General features: G+C 53.1%; 19 protein-coding genes and 1 pseudogene. 10 read left to right on the top strand and 10 right to left on the bottom strand.

The annotated features are described in order from the left end of the window. Window positions 1–25: 25 nt before the first annotated feature. The gene (locus JMJ16_RS04410) at window positions 26–2,029 is read right to left on the bottom strand and encodes a hypothetical protein (protein ID WP_201378723.1); all 2,004 of its coding nucleotides are present in this window, start codon (window positions 2,027–2,029) and stop codon (window positions 26–28) included. A 43-nt stretch (window positions 2,030–2,072) separates the two neighbouring features. After that, window positions 2,073–3,587, bottom strand: a complete 1,515-nt coding sequence (locus JMJ16_RS04405; RefSeq protein ID WP_201378722.1) for a hypothetical protein — start codon at window positions 3,585–3,587, stop codon at window positions 2,073–2,075. A gap of 489 nt (window positions 3,588–4,076) precedes the next feature. Between JMJ16_RS04405 and JMJ16_RS04400 the strand changes: the two genes are divergently transcribed. The 8 genes from JMJ16_RS04400 to JMJ16_RS04365 all read left to right on the top strand — a co-directional run bounded on the left by JMJ16_RS04400 (window position 4,077) and on the right by JMJ16_RS04365 (window position 13,230). Beyond that, entirely contained in the window at window positions 4,077–7,343 is a 3,267-nt protein-coding gene (locus JMJ16_RS04400) for an ATP-binding protein (RefSeq protein ID WP_201378721.1), read from the top strand. A gap of 514 nt (window positions 7,344–7,857) precedes the next feature. Then, window positions 7,858–8,133 carry a hypothetical protein gene (locus JMJ16_RS04395; protein ID WP_201378720.1) on the top strand — a complete coding sequence of 92 codons (276 nt, stop codon included), beginning with the start codon at window positions 7,858–7,860 and terminating at the stop codon, window positions 8,131–8,133. Window positions 8,134–8,135: 2 nt separating this feature from the next. Then, the gene (locus JMJ16_RS04390) at window positions 8,136–8,477 is read left to right on the top strand and encodes a hypothetical protein (RefSeq protein ID WP_201378719.1); all 342 of its coding nucleotides are present in this window, start codon (window positions 8,136–8,138) and stop codon (window positions 8,475–8,477) included. A 171-nt stretch (window positions 8,478–8,648) separates the two neighbouring features. Next, entirely contained in the window at window positions 8,649–9,563 is a 915-nt protein-coding gene (locus JMJ16_RS04385) for a hypothetical protein (RefSeq protein WP_201378718.1), read from the top strand. A 26-nt stretch (window positions 9,564–9,589) separates the two neighbouring features. Beyond that, complete coding sequence (locus JMJ16_RS04380) at window positions 9,590–10,495, top strand: SAM-dependent methyltransferase (RefSeq protein WP_201378716.1); 906 nt, start codon at window positions 9,590–9,592, stop codon at window positions 10,493–10,495. Further along, window positions 10,492–10,632 (top strand): hypothetical protein, encoded by a 141-nt coding sequence (locus tag JMJ16_RS04375; RefSeq protein ID WP_201378715.1) that lies wholly within the window; start codon window positions 10,492–10,494, stop codon window positions 10,630–10,632. The genes JMJ16_RS04380 and JMJ16_RS04375 overlap by 4 nt, the downstream gene beginning before the upstream one ends. Before the next feature lie 314 nt (window positions 10,633–10,946). Then, complete coding sequence (locus JMJ16_RS04370) at window positions 10,947–12,047, top strand: serine/threonine-protein kinase (protein ID WP_201378714.1); 1,101 nt, start codon at window positions 10,947–10,949, stop codon at window positions 12,045–12,047. Between the two features lie 13 nt (window positions 12,048–12,060). After that, a complete protein-coding gene (locus JMJ16_RS04365) occupies window positions 12,061–13,230 on the top strand; it encodes a methyl-accepting chemotaxis protein (protein WP_201378713.1) in 1,170 nt (389 codons plus the stop codon). 122 nt (window positions 13,231–13,352) lie between these two features. Here JMJ16_RS04365 and JMJ16_RS04360 read toward each other — a convergent pair whose 3' ends face one another. The 5 genes and pseudogenes from JMJ16_RS04360 to JMJ16_RS56715 form a co-directional block, all read right to left on the bottom strand. Beyond that, window positions 13,353–14,042, bottom strand: a complete 690-nt coding sequence (locus tag JMJ16_RS04360) for a peptidoglycan-binding protein (RefSeq protein WP_201378712.1) — start codon at window positions 14,040–14,042, stop codon at window positions 13,353–13,355. Window positions 14,043–14,316: 274 nt separating this feature from the next. Beyond that, a complete protein-coding gene (locus tag JMJ16_RS04355) occupies window positions 14,317–16,605 on the bottom strand; it encodes an ATP-binding protein (RefSeq protein WP_201378705.1) in 2,289 nt (762 codons plus the stop codon). A gap of 203 nt (window positions 16,606–16,808) precedes the next feature. Continuing rightward, a complete protein-coding gene (locus tag JMJ16_RS04350; RefSeq protein ID WP_201378703.1) occupies window positions 16,809–17,684 on the bottom strand; it encodes a dihydrodipicolinate synthase family protein in 876 nt (291 codons plus the stop codon). Between the two features lie 25 nt (window positions 17,685–17,709). Further along, window positions 17,710–17,925, bottom strand: a complete 216-nt coding sequence (locus JMJ16_RS53635; protein ID WP_236601185.1) for a LysR substrate-binding domain-containing protein — start codon at window positions 17,923–17,925, stop codon at window positions 17,710–17,712. Beyond that, a pseudogene (locus JMJ16_RS56715) lies at window positions 17,904–17,963 on the bottom strand (hypothetical protein); the annotation flags it as partial. The pseudogene JMJ16_RS56715 and the gene JMJ16_RS53635, both read right to left, overlap by 22 nt. A gap of 191 nt (window positions 17,964–18,154) precedes the next feature. Between JMJ16_RS56715 and JMJ16_RS04340 the strand changes: the two are divergent. Continuing rightward, window positions 18,155–18,499, top strand: a complete 345-nt coding sequence (locus JMJ16_RS04340) for an antibiotic biosynthesis monooxygenase (protein ID WP_201378699.1) — start codon at window positions 18,155–18,157, stop codon at window positions 18,497–18,499. Between the two features lie 71 nt (window positions 18,500–18,570). Here the strand turns inward: JMJ16_RS04340 and JMJ16_RS04335 are convergent, their stop codons facing one another. From JMJ16_RS04335 to JMJ16_RS04325, 3 genes are all read right to left on the bottom strand, one after another. Next, entirely contained in the window at window positions 18,571–19,047 is a 477-nt protein-coding gene (locus JMJ16_RS04335; RefSeq protein ID WP_201378698.1) for a MarR family winged helix-turn-helix transcriptional regulator, read from the bottom strand. A 20-nt stretch (window positions 19,048–19,067) separates the two neighbouring features. Then, a complete protein-coding gene (asnB, locus tag JMJ16_RS04330; RefSeq protein ID WP_201378697.1) occupies window positions 19,068–20,915 on the bottom strand; it encodes an asparagine synthase (glutamine-hydrolyzing) in 1,848 nt (615 codons plus the stop codon). Between the two features lie 171 nt (window positions 20,916–21,086). Beyond that, window positions 21,087–22,022: an MBL fold metallo-hydrolase gene (locus JMJ16_RS04325; RefSeq protein ID WP_201378696.1), complete on the bottom strand. Its 936-nt coding sequence runs from the start codon at window positions 22,020–22,022 to the stop codon at window positions 21,087–21,089. Window positions 22,023–22,404: 382 nt separating this feature from the next. Here JMJ16_RS04325 and JMJ16_RS04320 point away from each other — a divergent pair, with 382 nt between their 5' ends. Next, window positions 22,405–24,684 carry a DEAD/DEAH box helicase gene (locus JMJ16_RS04320; RefSeq protein WP_201378695.1) on the top strand — a complete coding sequence of 760 codons (2,280 nt, stop codon included), beginning with the start codon at window positions 22,405–22,407 and terminating at the stop codon, window positions 24,682–24,684. The last annotated feature ends 105 nt before the right edge of the window (window positions 24,685–24,789 follow it).

The following is a 24,789-nucleotide window of genomic DNA, read 5'->3' as shown; positions in this document are numbered from 1 at the left end:
CAAGAGAGTGCGTTCCTCATTCATCCTAGCGGGCAAATGAGGCGACGACTCCAACTGCGCTGGTAACGGCTTGCATGACCATTTGCGCACGCGCTACCTGTGCTTGCATCGTTGTTACGGCCACCTGTCCCAGCATCTCTCCCGCCGCTCCCATGATTTGCATGGGAGCGTTACCAAAGAGCGAGGGAATTCGCATGACAAACCAGAGGCAGGCGATGCGCATAATCTCTTTTAGCGTTTCGTTCGACAGGTTGCCTAAGGGATGATTGGGATCGCTTCCGACAAAGGCCAGCACGTTTCCCAACAAGACCTGGATCACGATCAGAGCTACCACCATTAGAAATTGCACCAGGACCGTCGAGAAAAAACCCTGTAACCAGAGCCGGGTTATCGATTGCCCTATCTTACCCGGCAAGGCCCAGCAAGCGATGCCGAGCGGAGCCGTAACGATATACAGATTAATGAAAAAGAGGCGCACGATCATCATTCCCAACAACATCAAGGCCACCAGCTTGCTAAAGAACGATACACCGCTTACGAGATCCTGTAAATTTTGAAAAAGGTCCTTGAAGTCCAGGTTATCTGGCACAAGCTGAAAGGTATCTCCTGTGGCATCGTGCTGACAGCTATACTCAAGCATATCGCCTTCGTGTGGCGGTACGCCTTGCAGTAGCTTGTGAATATTGGCGCGTAGCATGCCTTCGCCGCCGCGACCATAACGATCATCCCCCAGGCGGTTTTTCTCGGCCTGTGGTATATCCTGACCATATTGATTCCAGGCATCGTCCATCTGTTTATCCCAGGAGTCCTGGGACGGAGTTCCGACAAAGGCATCGTTATACCAGGCTAGGCGATCACTGCCACTGCTGAACTCTTGCATATCTCTATCGATTTGCGTCAATATACTGTCCAGCGCTGTTTGTACGCCATCGGGAACCTTTGAACCATCATATTTTTTTAGATCATCGTTGCGCTGTTTAAAAAGATTGTATAAACCACCATTGTGATAGTCTCCATTGGAGCCAAATATTTGCAACCTCAAATTGCTGTCGAAGTTTGTCCACTCCCAGGTGCAGACCTGGTCCTGAAATTGCTTCATGTCTTGAGCTGTCTGAGGCGTTCCCCACTGCTTCGCCGCCTCTTGTGGGGTAAGATTGGGATTTTTGTTAAAGTTAGACCCCATTTTTTCATTGTATGAGGGGAAAAGCACATGCAGATACAAATCCTGTGTCTTTCCCCCATCTTTAAAGCCCGAGGGCGAGCGATGGATCGCGGAATCGTTCTGCGCATAGTTATAGATGCCCTGCGTCATCAGATTGCCGAGGCTGAGCATAGCAAGCATAAAGGCTAAACTAATATGGGCTGCGATAATGGCCAGGAGAACGCCTGGAAGGTTTTCGACCGCCTGTGCATAGCGAAAAGTCGTTCCCGCCATAATGACATACAGGCCGTTAAGCATAAGTGTCAGCACAAGGAGAATATCTACAATCCCCAGGATCGCGCCCCAGAGTAAGTTTACCTGGGTATTGGCGATGGTAACCTCATAGGGCGTAACAAAGAAGAGCAGGCTGCCTTTCGCGATAGGGTTCTGAATTTTAGGGTTTTGCTGTGTATAGGTATTTCTCCCTTTGATGCCATCCAGGCATTGTTGGAGCTGAGTCGTAGATGTTCTACAGGCCTGGGCGAGATCGTTGCACTGGGTTGCCGTGGGATCATTATTACAATGCTGCACGATATCTTGAACACATTGGGCATACTGGGTAGCATCCTGCATACCCCCGCAGGGGTCGGCCTGAGTCTGGGCGTTGTCATGGGATAGCAGATGCTCAAGAGGAGCCGCCAGGGCTGCTAATCCTGTAAGATGAGCCTGTTCCCCAGTAGTAGGTAAAGACACTGGATGCGAAGAGAAAGTCAGAACGCCCAGGATGATATTTACCACGACTAGCGCGATGACAAGGTCAAGAAAATGCCACCAGCGCCGCCTTCGTCGCGACTTTGTGTCAGGCAAGAGCAATTGTTTTATGTTCATAAGCATTACTCGATGTCGTTTTCTCTTTGCATGTTTAGTTACGTCAGCGGGCAGAAGCCGCTATAGAGCCCACGCTTGATACCGACTGCATGACAAACTGGGCCTCCGCGATCTGAATCGCGATTGTCGCACTAACAGCCTGAGCCATGGCCTGTCCCGCCATTGTCATAGTGCGCATGGGCGCGGTTCCCAATAGCGAAGGAATGCGTATAAGAAACCAGAAAAAGCACAGGCACATTAGCTTTAAGAGTGTAAAGATGTCGAGCTGCCCTGGTCCGTAATCCATCTGATCCGAAGTGCTAAGCGGGGTAGCGACGAAATGAAGTATGGCACCGGCCATCACTTGCATCACAATCAGGGCAACTACCATAATGAATTGCACCATAACTGTCGAAATAAAGCCTTTGAGCCACAAATTCGTTACTGATTGGCCTATCTTGCCCGGCAAGGCCCAGCAGGCCAGGCCAAGTGGCGCGGTAACGATATAGAAAATAATAAAGAAGAGGCGAATGATCATTTGTGCCATAAGCATGAGAGCCATCACCTTCAGGATTATCTTTAGCCCGTTTGATAAGTCCTGTAGATTGTCAAAGAGATCGGTAAAGTTAAGATCCTTTTGGAGTATGATGCTGTTTATGATCGCGTCGGCTGGAAGATTTTTGCAGTAATAGGTTCCAAACCAGTGATGATCTTTGAGAAACGTCAATACCTTCTCATCCCAGACAGAGGTGTATGGGCAATCCTTTTTGAGATCATCAGGAAGGTTATCGTATTCAGGGGTACCGTGAAGCCCTTTGCCAATGACGATATTGACTGTGAATGGCTTGTTGCCCTCATCTACCGAGACGCCATTATGTTGAAAAATGTATTTGCCCGCCCATTGGTAGGTGTCATAAACCAGGATATTATTCAGGCCCAGGAACGCCATGATAAAGGTTATGCTGAGGTGGGCCGCGATAATCGCCAGGAAGATGCCAGGTAGCTCCTCAACGACCTTGTCAAAGCGAAAGACGATGCCCGAGAAGATGACCCTGATCCCATTGAGAACAAGAACAAGCGCGATAAAGGCATCGACAATCAGCAGGATGCCTGTCCATAGCTCTTTTACCTGGGGATTGTCCACTGTGTCTTTATAGGGTGTATAGAAAAACAGGGCGCTGTTATCGGAGAGGGGATTCAGGACCGGCGATTTGTCATTTGGGCTCTTTGTGCTATTTTTGTATGTATCCCCATTATCATTGAAGACACCCTCCAGGCAACTCCCGTCCATGTGCTGTCCATTTGAACACGCTGGATTGTCGGCGGACGACTGTGGCGCATTTGCGTTCTGGGTGTTATGAGGTATGGCTGGAATAGCCAGGCTGGTCTGACTGCCTTGCTTCTTTTGCGGAGCAGTCCCCGAGGAGGAAGCAACATGGGTTCGAGGCAGCAGAAAAATAAGGAGCAGTACAATATTGAAGATTATGAATACAATGATGAGATCAAGATAAGCAAGCCAGCGACGCTTTTTTCGTGGCTCTGCTTTTGACTCTGGCGTACCCTTTTTCTTTATTCTCATAATGCGCCCTAACTCAACTTAATTCCGATTTTACATCATTGCATGTATGTAAGCACATCTGGAAGAAGAATAGCAATCTTTGTCCCTATCTGGCTATTCTGGTATACATTCACGAATAGTACTGAATATGTAGAATGGCCAAATCAGGTTAGAATCGCGGCAACCATACACATATGACTGTGTATTAGCTAAATGATAGAAGAAATTGCTGCGAACAGGTAGGGGTAAATGGGGACAAAAAGTTTCCCCATTTATACCTATCAAAAACAAGGTTTTTATGCTATTCTGGCAATTGTATATGTTATTCTGACAATTGTATAGATATAAGTACAAGATGCTTTTGTTTGGCGAGATAAACTTCTTTCTGAAAGGGGAGTCTACTCAGGACTTCTCGCCACTACGTGGCTCGCTGGGTCAGGGTGTGTGGTGCAGGCGCTGAGAATACCTCATCAAGAGAGAAACTGAGTAGTTACATGAAAGGTTGCTTCTATGGTTCCCGGATTTGATGTTGAGTCATTGAATAAGCTAGGAAAGCTCATTGCCGGGCTTGAACGATATAATTTAGAGGGGGCCGCGCCAGAGACTTTTGATGCAATGGATTTACTGGAAGAGGGTGAGCAGGCCTTCTTCAAAATAAAGGGTCTGACTGACTTTTGGAGCCAGAACAAGGAGATGGATTTCGCGCACCATGTGGTGGATATCGTCATAGGGGCCCATCACCAGCGACATGCCGATGTAACCTTTCTTTTGCTGGGGACGGCGACAAAACTTGCCGTGTATATATCATTAGGAACCGAGAAGACAACCAGAAGTATCCTTGAAGGCGTCTTTCCTGGAATTGTGTTAGAGCCGGTGGCTACGCAGGACCTGGTGGCTTTACTGCGCTTCCCTTTTAAAGCCCAGGGATTGCTGACAGGTATACCCAGCCGGAAGGCGTTCGATCCCAACCGCTCCTCGGCCCAGATTGACCAGGATGGACAACAGGTCAGCCACAATGTCAATGGCAGCAAAGACCAGGCGCAAATGGAGCGCGTCATTCGCGGTATGCATGGCGCGAACTGGGCGTATATGGTCCAGGCTCACCCACGGCCCCGGCAGAAAGTTGTCGAGGAGCGCATGCGCACCGTCGATCTGCTGACCCAGATCACGACGCGCTCACATGTCCAGTGGTCATCCACAAAGCAAGAGAACCAGCAATTTACCTCCATTGATTCGGGGGGGCAGACAAAAAGCTTTAGTGGCGATATGATCAACTACCGGGCCCAATACCTCAAAAAATTGCTAGAGCGCGAGCTAGAGCGCCTGGACCAGGCGGCTGCGGCTGGCCAGTGGATTGTGCATACCTACTTCGGGGCCAGTACGGCCGATGACGCGCAGCGCCTCGCCTCGCTCTTGTTGGGGACACTGGCTGGTACTGATTCGCGTCCAGAGCCACTGCGCGCCTCCATATGCGAGAAGTATGGAGCCTCCCTGGAGGAGTACTATACCTTCCTGAGTTCCCAGGAGGTCGCGACGCTGATCCAGCTCCCACGCGAAGAGGTGCCAGGATATGCGATCCACGACTATGTCAAATTCGATGTCGATTTTGACACCCCAGAGGGTGGCAATTTGCCTCTCGGCAAGATTCGCCATAATGGTCATGATTCGCAGGAGACTTTCAATATTTCCCTGGATGCTTTAACCAAGCACGCGGTCGTCATCGGCGTCACAGGTAGCGGTAAAACAACCACAGTGATGAATCTCCTCGACCAGGTGATCGAGGCACGCAAACCATTCCTGGTCATTGAGCCAGCGAAAACCGAGTATCGCTCCTTACGCAATGCTTTGAGAGATCGAGCCGATATTCGCATCTATACGCTCGGTAATGAGATGGTAGCACCGTTTCGCCTCAATCCCTTCGAGTTCGAGGTTACCGACGAGCCTGGTAGTGGTGCCCTGATGACGCATATCGATTTCCTGAAGGCGGTCTTTACGGCGGCCTTCCCTATGTATGCGCCCTTGCCCCAGGTGTTAGAGACCGCGATCTACGAAATCTATGAAGATAAAGGCTGGGATGTCACCAGTGGCACCAACAGACGCTTAACCAGGTGGGTTGAGCGGCAGAAATATCCTATTTTCCCAACGCTGGCCGACCTCGACCGCAAAGCTCAGATCGTCGCTGACCGCCTCAATTATAATCCCGAGGCGGACGAGCATATTAAAGCCTCGCTCAAAGCGCGTATCGGCTCGCTGCGTATTGGCGCGAAGGGACTCATGCTCGATTGCGCGCGTGGTATTCCTATGGCTGAACTCCTGGCGCGGCCAACGATCCTTGAACTTGAACGGATCGGCAACGACGATGAGAAGACCTTTATTATGGGCCTCTTGCTCTCCAAATTATACGAATATCGTCGCCTCCAGGCGGATACTGCTACTGATGAGAATAAGTTGACCGGACATGAGTTACGCCATCTGATCGTCTTTGAGGAGGCGCACCGCCTGCTCCAGAATACTGGCCCTGTCATGCCATCTAATCCCGAGTCGGCCAATCCGCGCGCTCAGGCCGTCGAGGTCTTCACCAACATGCTCTCCGAGATCCGCGCGTACGGCCAGGGTGTGCTGGTCGCGGAGCAGATACCCAGCAAGCTCGCGCCCGATGTATTAAAGAACACCAATCTAAAGATCGCGCACCGCTTGATTGCGCAGGATGACCGGCAAAGCGTGGCCCAGACGATGAATTTGAATCCGTCCCAGCAGATGCACCTGGGTGTGCTCACTCCCGGCCAGGCCGTGGTCTACGCGGAGGGCGCGGACCACTCCTACCTGGTGCGCATGGAGAACTACAAGCGCAATTTGCAGCCTTTGTCTGATGCTGAGTTAAAGCGTGCCGGCCGCACGTATGCTTCGGTCAAGGTGTTTCAGGCCATCATGGATTACGATACCTACCACATCCCGACGACTCTGATGGGAGGGCCAAATCCTACTCTCTATCAGGCCGCTACGAAACTGCTAGATATGGAGCAGAACCAGTGGTTCTGGGCTAATCTTTTGCTGCGCATGGTTGTGCAGCCCGAAGGCGTAATGGCTGCCCTATTACGCTTTACCGAGAGCATTGAGGCTGAAATGGCCTATCTCTCCACTGAGCAGCAAGATGAACTCTTGCGCATGGTACTTGTCCAGGGATGCGCCCAGTTAATCCAAACGCGAGGCGCCAGATTTGGCTGGCCGTATGCTATAACCGAAGAATTACGCGCGACGCTCACCTATGGACTCGCGCATATGTCCTATACTTATCAGATGGCAAACGCGGAGGGTACCCCTCACACCGAAGAGAGTTTACAGCAGCTCCAGGCGATGTTTGATCAGGCAGGGGAGTATCTGGAGCGGTTTATCAGTAGATATAGCCAGCTCTCGCAGCGCAGACATGGACCCTTTAATGGATGCGTTCATTGCCAGGCCAAATGCTTGTATCGTAGTGATGTAAGCACCCTACTGACTCCCAAGGATATACAGCAGCTGCATGGTGAGCTTCTGAATGAAGCACATACGACAGTGGAGGAGCGAAATGAGAGTGTGATACAGGCGGCGACAAGGCTTGCTCAAAGCTGGTTAGCGAGTGAAGAGGTTAATGATACGCTACAGGGCGTTGGCTACTGCGTGATCTTACATACTATCGCAAACGCCGACATGAGTGAGTACGAACGTGTTATCGTCAGTGATGGATTACAAGCCTACTTTGCGCCTCAGGGCGAGCAGGATGTAGAAGAAGAAGAATAGAAAGCAGGTGCCTATAACGTGGGAGGGGATGTATGATGGGATGTTTCATTGCTCAACGGTAGAGAAGTTGTTTGCAGTTTTTGTAATAGGAGAGTAATTGAGATGCCAAATCCTGTTTCTAAAGCTCCTCGTCTGAATTCTGGATCTACGATCAAGGCGAGTCCCAGTTCCACTATTAAAGCTCTTCCATCAACATCAGCGCCCACTGCGAAGCCTAAGGAGATCACAGCGGGCTCAGCGCCCACTGCGAAGCCTAAGGAGATCACAGCGGGCTCAGCGCCCACTGCGAAGCCTAAGGAGATCACAGCGGGTTCAGCGCCCACTGCGAAGCCTAAGGAGATCACAGCGGGTTCAGCGCCCACTGCGAAGCCTAAGGAGATCACAGCGGGCTCAGCGCCAAACAATGGGAAGACTATCGAGGGTGTGGTAACAAGCATGGGAGCAGATAGCCCTAAGGCGAACAAGGAGAATTCAGCGCCCAAAGTGAAGGTTATCCAGGGTAAGGTAATAAACAATGGGGGAGCAGGTAATACTAATCCACCGGCCAGCCCGACAGGTAGCACTAAGCCACCGACTAGCCCGACAGGTAATACTAAGCCACCGACCAGTCCGACAGGTAGCACTAAGCCACCGACTAGCCCGACAGGTAATACTAAGCCACCGACCAGTCCGACAGGTAGCCAGCCTGGGTCCGGAAACAGGCAAGTTTGGCCACCTCGTTCAGCAACTGGTTCGACACCACCTAAGCCAGGAGCTGGTTCAGCAACCGGTGCAACACCTCCTGGTGTGAATATGACCAAAGCAGGGAGTCCTCCACAGAGTGTAGGAGGGAAATTTGGAAATATCACCACAATTTCTAATCAATCGGGCAACAATGTTAATGGCATCAATGTTAATGGCAATCAAAATCAGATACATGTCTCTGGTTCGGGCAATGTGTTTGGTGGAAATGTTACAAATATCACTATTAATCACAATGGCCCTGCTGCTGCACCAGAAGGTGGTAATAAGAACAAGTTTAAGTTTGGTGACTTTATTAAAGAGGTGACGAAGGGTGCCAAGGATATATCGGATGCAGGCTTGAAGGTTCTTAAGGAGAATGTTGATGGAGCGGTACGGACCGCTTCGCGATAAAAGATCTCTGCGGAAGTCTTAAAGTCCTTTTTCTTTTCAAAAGGGGCCTGTTTGTGGGAAAATAGATAAGAGTAGCTAACTACTTCTATTTTACCTCAAAGTGTGGCCTTGAGCTTGCTCTATGTAAGATAGAGGGAAGGGACGAACCATAACTGGCAAGGAGGCGAAGTCGTGTCGTTGATAAAGTGTGATATGTGTGGGTATCGTAATAAGTCATCTAGTGAGTCGCAGGTGTGTATCAATTGTGGTTCACCCCTGTCATCTGAGCAGCTAGCGGCACAGGTTTTTGAACCGGGTCCGCTTGTAACGCAAGAAGAGGATTATCCAGAAGCTAGATCGATACAACCGTCAAAGCACTCTGCTTCAACGCAGCCGCTCCTGCCACTGCCAGCAACTCAATCCCCGCAGCTTCCTATGATACTTAAGGAGATTACCGCGCTCGAACCCCGCCAGGAGTTGTCTCCCTACTCGGTCGCAGACCAGTCCCTGGCTCCCTACGAAGTCTCCCCAAGAGACATGCGCGCAATTATTCGAGAAGAGCGAGGACTACAAACTTCGAGCTCTTCGTTGGTTCCGTGGCAGGCTGATAAGCTTCCTATGGGTTTCCCTCGCAGGTCGCCAGATCTCTGGGGCACAGTCGTGCAGGTTCAGTCACAGCTGGAGAATCCTCCTCTGGCCGGTTTGGGGAATTTCTTCAAGCTACTACGCGATATTATCTGGCCTATTCCGCATGAGGCGCGCTACCTGGACCGCGAAAAAATCATGATGACGACGATACGTGTGCGCACTGCTAACGGTCAGCATCAAGATGCACGCGTGCAGGGCTATCTGCGCGGAGCCAATGTCTCATTAGGAGATACCATCTCTATCTGGGGGAGAAGAAGGCATAGAGGGGCCATCACTATTTATAAAGCGTATAATCATACGGTCCAAGGGGCTGTCTCAACTTCGGCTACGGCGGAGTCTGGCCAGTTCTTTGCTCTGCTCATCATTGTCGTCATTATTGGTTTCCTCTCTCTTTACTGGCTCAACGCGCCTATCCCATTTTTACCGCATTTATCATTACCATCCCTGCCTGGACAATAAGGTCCAGGTTACAAGGAATTACCTTTATGTCATCTCTCTTAATTCAAGATGCATTTGATACGGCTCGCCTGACTGCCTACTACCGTGCATTGGAGACAGAGCGCCCTGGTGGCCTCTTTAAGGACGAGTACGCCAGGCAACTGGCGGGCGAGCGCGGAGCCGAGATAATGCGCTCTCTGCCCCGTGGCGAGCAGGAAATGTGGTCGCTGGTTGTGCGTACGCATGTGTATGATGAAATTATCCAGCGTATCATCGAGCAGGAAGAGATCGATACGGTCGTCAACCTGGCTGCTGGCCTGGATACGAGGCCGTATCGCCTTTCGCTACCGCCCTCGCTCCGCTGGATCGAGGTTGATCATACCGATGTGATAGCCTATAAAGAGGCGCAACTGGAAGGGAAAGAGCCGCATTGTGCCCTGGAGCGCGTCGCGCTCGATATTACCGACCACCAGGCTCGCAAAACTTTTCTCCAACGCGTCAACCAGGAGGCTAAGCGAGCGCTGATTTTAACGGAGGGACTGCTCATTTATTTATACCCTGAGCAGGTAGTGGGCCTGGCGGAGGATATCCAGGAGTGCGAGCATCTTGGCTGGTGGTTGACCGAGTATGTCTCACCCTTTGCCCTCAAACGCGATAACGCTTACTGGAATACCTTCGTGGCCGATAGCGTCAAGACGCGTTTTGCCCCCGAGGGAGGGCTGGCCTTCTTCCAGCGCTTTGGCTGGCAGTCTGAGGAGTTTCACGGGCCGCTGCAAGAGACCCTGCGCTTGCAGTTGCCCATCAAGTTGAACTGGTTTATACGCTTCATGCTCTTCTTAGGTGGCAAGAAGCCCGATCCAGCCGCAGGAGGCTTTGTCTTACTTAAACGCACTGTGGAAGAAGAAGTAGTGGAGACGCCATCTCAAGAGCTAGAAAAAGAGGATGTGAAATGAGTGAATATCGAGACGAGACGAAGGACGACGCGCAGCATCAGGCAAATTTTAAACTCTGGCTGTGGTTGCTAATCATCCTCTGCCTGGCCAGCCTGGGTTCGCTCCTGCTGGCTCCACATTTTATACCAGGGCTCTAGATCCGGGAAGCTCTATCGCCTGCGACGCAGGGCTATTTAATGTTCATACATATGGGGCTGAGGGTCCTTCGCGCCTGCGGCGCTCAAGGATAAGGGGATGTGCGTGGAAAATGGCTTTGTCGTTTTCCACGCACATCCCCTTATCCAGAGGATCGCATAGAGTGCCGAGGCAGGAAGCAGAAGAAAATTAAATAACCCTGGATTTATGAGGTACTTCATAGTATATATAAAATATATATGCGATATTTTAAATAAAGCGCGTATTGACTAGTACGAGATGGGGCAGTGGTAGGCATAGAAAGGAAGCTATTCTTATGGATACAGCAAAAGACCCATTTCTAGGGAGAAAAATTCGCGGATATCGGCTGGAAGAACTGTGCCATCGGGGAAATATGACCACAACGTACCGTGCGCGTACGCGAGAACTCTGGCTGGTTCCTGAACTCCTCATCACTATTTTTCAGCTTCCTCATACGCTTCCAGGCACCATGAGACGAAATTTTCACGTGAGATTCGAACGCGAGAGTGAGCAGCTTGTCACGTTACGCCATGCCCATCTCTTCCCGCTGTATGGCTATGGAGTAGAGGAAGGTATCTTTTATCATATTCGACCCATGTTTTCAGGTGAAATGCTGGCTAGTCGTTTAAAGGAGCAGCGCCGGTGGTCACCGTATGAAGTGCTTACGATCCTGAATCCAATCGCGGATCTGCTCGATTTTATTCATGAGCAGGGGCGGGCATACTACTATCTCAATTCTAGTAATGTGCTCCTTCTCGATAAAGCCGATGTCAAGCTCATAGATCTGGGTACAATCGCTATGTTGCGCCTCAGAGGGCTTGAAGAGAGCGCTACTCAGGCTACTATGTACGAACACCTGAAAAATGTCGCTGGTAATTACCTGAGCCCACCTGAATATCTTGCGCCAGAGATCGTGCGAGGAGCCGAGGGCGATCCTCGCTCAGATGTCTACTCGCTTGGTATCATGCTCTTCGAACTGTTGAGTGGTGCTCCGCCTTTTACAGGGAGTAGCTATCTAGAGGTGGCGCGTAAACATATTAATGAGCCTCTCCCGTCATTGCATGAGATCGCGCCAGCTATCCCGGTCGCGCTAGAACTGGTGGTTAATCATGCACTGCATCGCGATCCAGAACGGCGCTTTCAGACGGTCAGAGAGCTGGTGACGGCCTATACACATGTGCTGAATGAGCGCCTGAACGCTCCCAAGCAGGTGAGTATCGCGCAGAGAATCGAGAAGATACGCGAGATGGCAGGCCCTGCCATCCCGCCTCCTATGCCACTGCCAGCTCCTCAGCAGCAGTCAGAGAAAGTTGAGCCAGTGTCTCAATTGCTGCCACATGTTACGTCTGATCCAGACGAGACGTTCTTGCTTGCCTGGAAATCCGAGCCGCAATGAAAAGAGAATGAGAATGAAATCAAATATTTTGCGCTTAGAATTGCTTCTCGCCGCCATGCTGCCTGTCACCGCGATCTTTATTGTTGGTGTCGTCGGACTGGGGCAGCGTGAGAATACAGGTGTCGGCCTTTTTTTAGGTGTGCTTTTTGCCTGTGCCATCGGGGTCTTTTCCGCTGAGATCGCTCTTGTGCGTTTTATGCAGCGCGTGACGAAAAATCAATATGCGCGACTGGTAGAGGTCTGCCAGGCATATATGGCTGGTCAGAGAGAGAGGCGCGCCCCTCTTCTTGGTGACAATGCGCTTTCCCCCCTTGCCCAGACACTCAATGCCCTTCTCGATAATGTCAATGTGAGTATTCAGCAGGCTCAGCATACCAGTAAAGCTACCAATGATGTCCAGCAACTGGAGCTACAAATTCGCCAACTCGTGACTGACATCAAGCCTATCATGGATGGAAATTTGCGCGTCCGAGCCAGTGTGCCTGCCGGTAGGCTTGGCATGGTGGCGGATATTTGTAATGCGCTTATTGAAGAGCTTGCAAACCTGGCGAAGTGGACGCGCTACTCCTCTGAGCAGGTGATGTCTAAGACACAAAACCTCCTCTCTAGCTCGATTGAACTGGCTCAGACCTCTGAGATACAAACCACGCGCTTCTCTGATACTACCGAAACTGTAGAGAAGCTTGTCGCATTCATACAGCGCTTGAGTAGTACCCTTCAGCTCAATGTCGAACTTATCCATGAGATACGAGCGATGCTGTTGAAACGTCCAGAACTGCAAAAGGGTTCGGGTGAGAGCACGTTGATTGTCAATACGACGCAGTCATTGGAAGATGCGCAACAACAGACGCGCCTGCTGACGCGCATCAATACAGATACCCAGAGGCTGGAAGCCTTGCTCAATGAGCTTCTCGTTTCCGCGCAAGCCAATGCCACCCTGGCAGAATCTATGATCTCCGATCTGTATGCCATCGCGCAACGCATTCATCAATCCAGCGCCTCTATTCTCCAAACCGCCGAGCACATTCACTCCCTGGCGAAACTCGCGCAGCAATGGAACGCCTCTATTGAGAACTTTCAGTTGCCAGAAGAGTCCCTGGACTACGCGGTTGTCGGCGAGGATAGTACCGCTCTGCGGGCGCCAATACCAACGGATATCCTCGGTCACAAAGCAGATATGTAAGGAAATTTACATGTGCAAAAACAGTTTTTTCTGTTTTTGCACATGTAAATTTCCTTTTTTATTAGGCGCGTCCCTTGAGGTGTCTGCCCCTTCCCTCGAAGGCTGAGGTATGGAGCGGATCGTTAACAATTTCCTAATGTATGCCAGGTAATAGGCCCGACTTGACCATCAACCTGTATGTGCTCCTTTGTCTGCCATTCTTTAACAGCGTATTGTGTATTTGTGCCAAAGTCTCCGTCAACAGCCAGGGCATGCCCGTTCTGGTCTAACATCTTGCGCGCATTCAATTCTTGCTGAAGCGTTTTGACCCAGCTACCTGTACTCCCATACTGAATCAGGGGAGGGCAGACCGGTTTGGGCGTTGGTGTCGGGCGTGGGGGAGTGGGTTGCCTGGGGGCCCCGGGTATGGGTGTAGCGGAAACTGTGCGAGTAGTCCCGGGTGTGGGAGTAGAAGCTGGTGCCAGGTGGAGTATGGGGGGGGAGGGGACGGGAGAGGGTTCACCCCCATTAGCACTTTTGACAATGGTCGTTGATAGTGCTGGAAATGCTAAAGCGGTTCTTGCTGTATCTATGGGTGATAAAAATATGCTAGACGCTAATAGTAGTAAGGCTACACTGATAAGCGCGATCATCAGGATAATCTTCTTCTCTTCATTTGCAGGGCGTTTCTTGACTGGTGGGGGTGGAGACGGTGTAAGTGTGGATGCATCTATGTTAATAGCAGGCCAGGAATACTCAAGAGGAGACTCGCCATCTTTTAGCGTAATGTCATCTGGTGAGACCGGTTGGTCTGGATTGGTGTGTTTTGTCATCCTTGAACCTTCTCCGATTTGTCATAGATAGAAATATGCAAGTGTTCGTTCACTCTAAAAATAGAAGTTTTCTGTGTAGATTCCTTTTCTAGGATACTCTGTTTCTTTGCCTCGGGCAAGGTAGTGTGCCTTAATTTAGGTATTTCTCTCTACTACGTGGCTCGTCATTTTAAGAGTTATGGTGCGGGTTGCCGAAGGCAACCCGCACCATAACTCTTAAAATGACATTGCCGTATTTGACGTAGGGGAAGAGGGTACTCTACTCTTGCAGAGGTTACCGGGCCAGGGGGAGTGTGAACCAGAAGATTGAACCTTCACCAGGTTGGCTCTCCAGGCCAACCTGGCCTCCCAGTCCTTCTATGATGGTGCGACTGACGTGCAGGCCAATGCCCAGGCCCACGGCGGAACCGCTGCGTACCTCGACATCTGGATCGCGGTAGAAGCGCTCCCATATTTTGCTCTGTTGCTCCTTGGTGATGCCGGGTCCATGGTCGATGACTGCTACACGCACCCTGTCTCTCTCCATGCTGACGGTTAGTGTGATAGGTTGGCTGGCGTCCGAGTATTTCAGGGCATTTGTAAGGTAGTTCATGACAACCTGGCGCAGGCGGTCTACATCGGCGACGACTGCTATTCTCTGTTTCCCTGGCAGGTTGAGAGTGAATGAACGTTTGGCGTCCATATCGCGCAGATCTTCGGCACACTCGCGTACGACCTGGGCCAGGTTACAGTTTTCAGGCTGAAGTTCGAGCTGGTCGGCGCGGATACGCGAGACATCCAGCAGGTCGCGAATCATGCGCATCTGAGTATTGATCTGCCGCTCGGTGCGAGTAAGAAAGCTCTGCACGGAGGCTACCAACTCAACCATCTCTTCAGAGAGGAGATTCTGTTGCTTGAGGATGCGCCTGACCTGCCTGCGTGCCAGTTGTACACTGGTCTTGATGGCCGTCATAGGCGTGCGTAGCTCATGGGCCGCGATGCCGATAAAATCATCCATCATGCGCGTGGTTTCCAGGGCGGCAAGCTCACGTGCGCGCGCCTCGGCTCGCTCGCGGACCAGGTGCTCGCGCTCGACAAGCAAGGCCGTAAGCTTCCCTACCGCCGAGGCAATGGCTCGCTCTTTCGCGGGCGAGTATTTGCGCCCGCTTCCCTCATAGTCAAGGGAGAGAACGCCGATAAAGCGGTCACCGATGCGAAGTGGTGCGAGGAGTACCGATTGAAGGCCATAGGTGAGTGCCTCTGGCTTGCGGCGCTCGCTCAAGTGAAAATTGATGACCTGGCCGGCTCCCAATTGGGCGATTTGTTGTGGCGAGAGGTAGTCGTCCAGGCTGACGCCAGAGACATGCTGCCACCAGTGGCTTTCATAATGCGAGGGAAATCCATAGACGTCGATGGGTTGAAGTTGCCCTGTCTGGCTATCAAGGGTGACGGCACTGGCAGAGCGATAGCCGAGCAGGTCACAAGCAAGCTTGAGCAGGCGGTGAAAGACATCGCGATTACTTTTGCCAGCCAGTGCCTCGCTTGTGGTGGAGTCTGCGATGCCAACCAGGGCCTCGGCCATTATGAGCATGGAGGCCAGAGCCTCATGTGTGCGCCGCTCTTGCTCGCGGCGTTGTGTCACATCACGCAGCACGAGGACGCCTCCGATGATGCGCCCATGCTGGCTGCGGATCGGTGTTCCGGTGATGCTGACATGGATTGTACGCTTATCCAGGGTTTGCAGGATAATATCGGCGGGCTGAGAACTGGAGAGTTCTTCTCCCTGTAGAATGCGCCTGAGCGGCCACTGTTCGAGGGTGAGCGGGTTGCCATATTCGTCGCGCGGCAGCACCTGGGCGCCACGCTGGGCTGGTGGTAGCGAGGGATAGTCTTCATCAAAGGCGAGCAGCTTCTGGAGCGCCTGGTTAAAGCGGATAATCTTACCATCGGTATCCATGACCATGATTGCGTCATTGATATTCTCGAAAATTGTTTCTGTCTGGATAAGCAGGCTTTCTACCTGGTGGTGAGCGCGGGTTGCCGCACGCCTGGCGTGTTGTGTCTGGCTGGTGACCAGGCTTACACTCAGGCCGATGATAGCGAAGAGACCCAGACCAAAGATATTTTCAGATTGTGTGAGCGCGAAGGTGTTACTTGTGAGCATAGGCGTGGCATGAGAGTACTGTAGCACAAAGGCGAGCATAAGCGTCCCAACCAGGGTTGCCAGAATGCCTGGGACCGTTCCCCAACCCAGTGAGATAATAACAACCATGAGAATAATGGGAGTCTCAATAAAGTGAAATGAGGGTGCCATGCGCAATATGGAGAAGAGAAAGAGGGTTGCCAGTATAGGCAGGAGTACCGCACAAACATAGCCAACAGCGGCGTGCTGTAGTTGTGGAGGAAAGAATTCGGGTGCGAATGTATGGAGCTGCAAAAAGCGCCCTATGCGCTGTCCCCTGGTGAGGGGAACCGATGGTGGCAGGGGACGTGAAGGAGAGAGAAACTCATCCGTGTCCGGGTCTGGTTTAGCAAATTTATCGGTTTCTTGCGTCCCCTCATGGATATGATTGCGCGGGTCCATACGCTTTCTCCTTTGTCGGGTCCTGGGGGATAACATGTAATAGATGATAGCAGAAAAATTGGGAAGACAGGACCCCTGTTTAGAATACGGAGAAAGATGCTTAACCGTGCCAACCGGGCATTCAGGAAGGACTTCAGGGTAATGAGGCTCGCTACTTGCGTACGCGACTACTTCCGGAAGTAGTCGCGTACGCAAGTAGCGAGCTATATCACATGATGGTCGCGCATCACGCGTTCGATACGGTGTTTGCTCTCCTCTGAGAGGGGTTGTAGGGGGCTGAAGGCATCACCAATCTCGATGCCGAGCAGGCGCAGACCATAGCGGAAGACCTGGATATAAGGAGCGGAACTCTCGACTTCGCTGTAGAGTGCTGAGAGCGCGATGATGGTCTGAGAGCAGGTGCGAGTGCTCTCCCGGTCCCCGGTTTCAAGCGCCTGTTGCCACTTGCGATAAACGGATGGCACGAGATTGGCTAGCCCAGGAACCAGGCCAGAGATCCTCATGGCTTGCAAGGCCTCCAGGTGAGACTCGGTGCCAGAGAGTACAGTGAAAGAATCGCTAACCGTCAGGGCGAACTTTCCCAGGCGATCAAGTAGGCCAGCCGAGTCTTTGATGCCCACGATATTGGGATGCTCCACAAGGCGGGGAAGCTGAGGAAATATATCTGTCTTGGTATATTGCGGGATATTGTAGAGCATAAGCGGGCGAGGAGAGGCATCGGCCAGGCGCAGGTAGTAATCTACAGCCTCGGCAGGCTGGAGCGGGAAATAAAAAGGAACGGTGGCCGTGATATACTCTGCGCCCTGCTCGGCTGCGTAGGTAGCTCGGTTCAGTGTTTCGTGCAGGCTACAATGGCTGACATTGACAATGGTTACGGCGTGCTTGCGCGTGGAATGCGCGACCAGTTCGCTCCACGCCCGGTCCGAGAGCGCCGCGCATTCGCCAGTTGTACCCGCGATAAGCAGGCCATCGACGCCACCTGCAATGACATATTCAAGTAGACTGTTTAATGCGGATATATCTATTTGTCCGTCGTCCGTTTTCGGTGTCAGAAGTGGGCAGATAATGCCTCGTATCATATGTATCTCCTTAAAGTTTGTGTTGTTAAATCACGTTATCTTGCGCTGTGAGCATTGCCAGCAGCAGGCGAACCGCGCGAGTGAGATAGGCCTGGCGCCGGTAAACTACCATTATTGGTGCGTGTGTTTGTAGGGTTGAGATAGGCAATATGCGCACGGTTCCCAGGCGAAGCTCTTCTGTGATACTGCTGGCAGCGATAAGTGCAAGAGTTTCGCTGCCCTTGTGAAACCGCCTGTGCATTGAATTGTGACAAATGCTTCAATTTCACTCAGTTCCATAGCCATCAGTATAACGGATGGCAAATATAAAAGCTATCCATTGGACAAATAAGTAGCGGCACCAGTATACTTAACTCGCGTCAAGGGCGAGGAGTGCCAAAATCTTGAAAGGCAGAATGTCTTACTTCCCATGCTCTAGAGAACTTCGCCTTATTTGATGAATCTCACAGGACTGAAAGGATACTTTAACCATGCTAGCTGTAATATTTGAAGTTATTCCAAGGCCAGAAGAGAAGCAGGAATATCTCGATATCGCTGCTTCTCTTCGTCCATTGCTTAATGAAATCGATGGCTTTATCTCTATAGAGCGTTTCGAGAGCCTCTCGACTCCTGGGAAGATTCTATCGCTCTCATTCTGGAGGGATGAACAGGCGATCCAGGCATGGAGGCAAATGGAAGAGCACCGGGCGGCACAGTCCAGGGGTAGAGCCAATATATTCAAAGACTACCGGTTGCGTATCGCTGGTGTTGTCAGAGATTATGGTATGTTTGAGCGAGAGCAGGCACCACGCGATAGCCAGGCTTTCCATAGCTAGAGGAACCGTATATGGTCCGACGCTGCTAAAGCACGTGTCTACATATGATACATTATATGTAGACACGTGCTTTAGCAGCGTCGGGCCTGCCTTGCGTTTGTGGTAAGTTGTGAAACGAGCTTGTCCGCGAGGGCCTGAGCACCCTGGAGATAGGCGGAGAGGTCCTCATCGCTAAGCTGATGCAAGCAGGCGGCGATGGTCTGTCGCCCAATGAGCAAGCGCGCGTAAAGCTCCTCGCCCTGACTGGTGAGCGCGACCAGGCAGCGACGGCGGTCAGCGGGATCTTCGAAACGCCGCGCGAAGCCCGCCTGCACCAGCTTCTCTACCAGGTGACCAGCCGTGGGAATGCCGATCTCCATATGGCGCGCCAGGTGACCGACCTGGAGCGGACTATGATTCGCCAGCAAGAGCAATGTACGCAACTGCGCAAGCGAGAGATCAAGGTCCATCCAGGTCGTCGCCAGGCTATGCCAGAGCGCCCGGTGAATTTCCAGGTAATAGCGCAGGGCCTCCTCTTCCTGCGTTGCGCGCGGAGGATGGGCTGGCATGTGGGGTCTCCTCCTTCTCTTTATGGGGTTACGACATGATACTCTTGCAGCCAGGCATTGGTCTGGATCAGGTAGTCAAAGAGGAAGTAGGCATTTTCCCCACGCATCTCCTCATCGGGGTGCTCCGCGAGCTGGCGGATAAACTCTACATTGACGAAAGAGTTTACTGGCGCGTTGGCATTATTGAGGATCTCCAGCGTCCAGCAGCGCACGGCCTGAGTATAGGCTGGATCGAACGAGGTTGGGTACGCGCTCTTGCGCCGCATCCGTACCTCTTCGGGAAGCAGGCCGCTAAAGGCGCGGCGCAGGATACCCTTCTCGATATTATCGACAGTCTTCATCTCCCAGGGAATATTCCAGACATACTGTACCAGGCGATGGTCGCAGAAGGGGACGCGTACCTCCAGGCCGGTCGCCATGCTCATGCGGTCCTTGCGGTCCAGCAGCAGGAGCAGGAAGCGCGTCATATTCAGGTAGAAGATCTCACGGATACGGGCGTCGCGCGGAGACTCGCCCTCCAGGCGCGGAACCTCGACCAGCGCCTCCTGGTAGAGGCGCTGCATATGCTCACGTGGATGGAGCTCTTGCGCCAGGGCTGGCGAGAGGAAGGGCGTACCCATATTCATAAACTGGTTATCGCCCCTGGGATTCATGCGCGCGGCTATCCAGGGGAAAGTCGGCGTATTAAGCACATGCTCCTGGTGGAACCAGGGATAGCCGCCAAAGACCTCGTCGGCCGACTCGCCCGAGAGCGCGACCGTCGCGTTCTGTTTGATGACCTTAAAAAGCAGGTACAGTGAGGTCTCGATCTGCCCCATCTTGGGCCGATCGTGGGCGCGCATGGGTACGAGCAGGTTCTCAAGCAGCTCCTCGGTGGAAACCACAACATCATGATGATTGGTCGGTAAGTAACGCGCCACCTGCTCAACATAAGGGCGGTCGATGCTTGGACGAATAGCGTTGCCCTCAAAGTGCTCCTCACTATTGGCATAGTTGATGGCATAGGTATCAAGCACCTTGTGCTCGCTCTGAAATTCGCGCGCCGCCAGCGAGGTCACGCCACTGGAGTCCAGTCCGCCCGAGAGGAGTGTCACCACGGGTACATCGGCGATGAGCTGGCGCTTGACGGTATCCTTCAGAAGCGAGCGAATATACTCGGCGGTCGTCTCCAGGTCATCGGTATGGGGCCTGCTGACCAACTGCCAGTAGGGACGAATATGCGTGCGCTCACGCGTGAAGGTTGCGCAGTGGGCGGGGCGTAGCTCGTGAATATCGCGGAAGATGCCGCCACCAGACAGAAAGAGTGAGACAAAGATGGCCTTCATGCCTTCATTATCCAGTACAGGCTCGACCAGCGGATGTGCCAGCAGGGCCTTGATCTCTGAGCCGAAGACGATGGCGCTGCCTACCTGAGCGTAGAAGAGCGGCTTTACGCCCAGGTGGTCGCGAGCGATAAAGAGTCGCTGACGCGCCTCGTCCCAGATGGCAAAGGCGAAGATGCCATTAAAGTGGTTAACGCACTCCTCGCCCCACTCAACATAGGCATGTAATAAAACCTCGGTATCGGAATGGGTGCGAAAGACATGATCGCGCGCGCGCAGCTCCTCGCGCAGCTCGCGGAAGTTATAGAGTTCGCCATTATAAGTCAGGACATAAGTCTGTTCACCCTGGGTAAAGAGCATAGGTTGCTTGCCGCCAACGGGATCAATAACGATCAGGCGACGGTGCGCCAGGGCGGCGCAGGGAGAGAGCCAGTAGCCCTCGCGATCTGGCCCGCGCTCCTTTAGCGTGCAGGCCATCTGCTCCAGCACAGGTTGCTGCTGCGAGAGATCCTGTTCCCAATCGATCCAACCGGTGATACCGCACATAAGAGAAACTCACTTTCCAGGGGTTTTTACCTCTGCTATATGTGTATATCGAAATTACTTTGATACTATAAATATACTTGATGACATCAAGGTATCGAATGGGTAAAGGAGTATCGTGGCAGACGGGCCTCGCCCGTCTGCCACGATACTCCTTTACCCATTTCGTAACATCTATGCCTTGGGATTCGCGTAGGCGCGTACGTCAGTAGTGTTCCTTCTTTCGGCGGGAACCTGGAAGGTGTAGGAGTCTCCATGTGAGAGGTAGTGGACGCGCGATGTGAGTTTTGCGTCTTCGACGGCGCGCTGGAAGTCCTCAAGGGGCGACTTGAAGACAGTATAGTCATTGTAGTGGATGGGGATGGCGGTCTTGGGATTGATGAGCTTTACGGCTTTTAGCCCCTGCTTCGCGTCCATCGTAACCATCAGGCCCATGATGCGTGTGCCGCCGAGGTGAAAGAGCCCCAGGTCGATATTAGGATAGCGACGAGGAATCTCCGCCAGGTCTTTGATATAGAGAGTATCGCCGCTGATGTACATGCGCATCAGTGTCTCGCCGCTGGTTTGCTGGAATTCGAGCATGCTTCCCATGACCGGAGGCAGGAGTTTTGCGAGTGGCCCTGGAGCGTGCTTGCCGGGCATGGCCGTGATCGCGAGCTGTTGCGCGCCACGCTCCCAAACGAAGGTCTCCCAGGTGTTGAGGGGATAGGTGGTTATAAAGCCCTTCTCTGCCAGCGCGCTCGCGGCCTTTGGCGTTGTCACAATAGGCGTATTCTTGGGAAGCTTGCGCGCCACCAGGCGGTCAAAGTGGTCCTCATGCAGGTGCGAAAGCAGCACAAAGTCCAGGCGTGGCAACTCTTCCAGGTTCAGCGCCGGACAGGTCAGGCGTTTTGAGCGCAGCCCATAACCAAGATGCACATGCTCTCCCCGGTGCAGGAAATTGGGATCGGTCAGGAAGGTAAAGCCAGCGTACTTGACCAGCAGCGTCGCTGTACCAACAAAAAAGATCGACCCCTGCTCCAACTGCGCGGGCGACTGTGCCGCAGGTAGCACAACGCGATGAACATACGCAATACGCTTCTGGTCACTTTCCTTCTTTTTGTTGCTCATGATTTACCATCCTGTATGGGTGCCTTCATCCGCATAGGCGCCCAATTTATCGCGCGCAAGGCGATTTATCGCCGTGGTACAGGGCCGGGTCCAACTACATGATCCTCATCACATACCATAAATCAACAAACCGTTATAGATAAATCCATGCTATTTTGTATTTATGCGATAAATCGCCTTGCGCGCGATAAATCGGGCGCCTATGAGAGGGAGAGACAGCCGCGTAATTGAGCCTCTACCAACATTGGTCCATACATGTCACGTCGGGAATGGCGCGCAGCGTTACAAATTACTCCTGAAACCTAACAGTAGCCGCGTACGCAAGTAGCGGGTTCCCCTCGCAGCGGTTATAATATGTAAAGTGAAATGAAAGGATTTGAAGATGGCGAGTGATGAGAAGGTGATAAACGACCGTTACGCGCAGCAACTGCTGACCCGCCTCACGGAATGGTCGGACTATAAAGAGCGTATCCAGGCCGAACATCAGATTATGCCCCGACCAGCGCGGCATGCCAGCGTAACGGATGAGGTACAGGCCCTGCTCCCTCCCGGTATCACGCAGCTTTATACCCACCAGCACGAGGCGCTGACACGTGCGCTGGATGGCGAGCATGTGACCATTGCCACCGCCACTGCCTCGGGGAAGACCTATGCCATGGCCCTGCCCTCGCGTGTGCGGCGGCATCGCCAGCAGGGCGCGACCTTGTTGTGCATCGCGCCGACGCGGGCCTTGATCCAGCAGTGGCAGGAACGGCTTCAGGCCTGGGACGCAGACCTGCGCGTGGATGTCTACACGGGCGATACGCCCCAGTCCGAGCGCGCCGCCATTCGTACACGCGCCCAGGCTGTCATCACCACGCCCGATATGCTGCACATGGGGCTGCTGCCCTATCATCGCTCATGGTCGAGCTTCCTCTCACGTCTGCAAGATGTTATCGTCGACGAGTCACATATGTACCGGGGCGTCTTTGGCAGCCATGTCGCGCTGATCCTGCGGCGGCTCAAGCGTATCCTGGCTCTACATGATGCGCAGCCTACCTTTATTTTCGGCTCGGCCACCATCGGCAATCCCGAGGATCACGCCATCCAGCTCATCGGCCAGGATGTGAGCGCCATTACTGAGAATGGCGCGCCCTCTGGTGGACGCCTCACCCTGCTCTGGCAGCCGCCCGATGCCCAGAGTTATGTCGAGGAGGCGGCGGGCCTGCTGGCCTTCTTTATCACTCAGGGCGTGCGCTCAATTCTCTTTGGCCAGGCTCGCCAGACGGTCGAGCGTATGGTGCGCTATACCCGTAGCAAGCTGCCATCCTATCTACAATCCAAGGTCCTGGCCTATCGCGCGGGCTATACTCCCGAGCAAAGGCGCGAGATCGAGCGCCAGTTGGCCCAGGGCGAAATCCTGGGTATCATCTCGACTAGCGCCTTAGAGGTGGGTATCGATGTGGGAGACCTGGATGTCTCAATCGTCGCGGGCTTCCCTGGGAGTATCTCCAGTTTCTGGCAGCAGGCGGGACGCGCCGGGAGGCGCAACCGCAGTGCCTTGAGCATCTTCGTCCTGCGTGAGGACGCCCTCGACCAGTACTTCGCTGCCAATCCATCGATGCTGCTGGATCAGCCTGCCGAGCGTGCCCTGGTCAACATCAACAATCCCTATATCTTTCCACAGCACCTGCTCTGTGCAGCCTTCGAGCAACCCCTCTCTCTGGCGGATCAGCAACTTTTTGGCGCGGCCACCGCGCGTACGCTGGAGTTGCTCGTCGAGGAGAAGAGGCTCGTCAGGCGTGGCGACTACTATCACCTGCGCGATCCACGCAAGAGCGTGGCCTTCCAGGTCTCGCTGCGCCAGGTGGGGGTGCGTATCCCCATCATGAGCCTGAGTAGTGGCGGCAAGGAGCGCCTGCTCGAAGAGACCGATATCTACCACGCCATCAGCGAGTGCCATCCAGGGGCCATCTACTACTCCCAGGGCGCCGCCTACGAGGTGCAGCGGCTGGACCTCTCGCAGGGTCGCATCGAGGTATTACCCAATGAGACCCATTTCTACACGGAACCTATCGTCCAGACGGATGTCGAGATCCTCAAGAGCGAGCAACACCAGCAGCGTCCACAGCTTGAGTTGTATTCTGGACAGGTCCTGGTCACACGCGAGGTGCAGGGCTTCAACAGGAAGCATAACCAGTACCGCACCGTTCTTGAGCAGTGCGAGCTGGAAGAGCCGCTCTCCGCGCCCCTGGAGACCAGGGCCTTATGGATGCTTATCGAAGACAGATTTATCGATGCCCTCATCAAGCGGCGGCTCGACCCGGCTGGCTCGCTACACGCAGTTGAGCACGGTATGATCGCGCTGCTCCCGCTCTTCGTTCTGGGCGACCGCCGCGACGTCGGCGGCGTCAGCATCGTGCCATTTCATCCCCAGACGCGCAAGGCCACCATCTTCATCTACGACGGCTATCCCGGTGGCATCGGTTACAGCGAGGAGGCTTACAGGCAGTGGCACGCCCTGGCCCAGGCCACCCTGGACACCTTGCGCAAATGCGAATGCACCAGTGGCTGCTATGCCTGCATCATGTCGCCCAAATGCGGCAACCAGAATCGTCCCCTTGATAAAGCCGGCGCCATCTACCTGCTAGAGCGCCTGCTGGAAGGGGATCAATGCGATTGACAAACTCGAAACCCATAGGCACCCGATTTTTCGCGTGTAAGGAGATTTATCGCACGAAGACGGAGTAGTAACCAGTCATATCATCTCCTGGAGCATCCGATGGGA

This window comes from Ktedonobacter sp. SOSP1-52 (genome assembly GCF_016587395.1).
The sequence above is the reverse complement of the archived record's forward strand: the minus strand, read 5'-3'. Positions and strand labels throughout refer to the sequence as shown.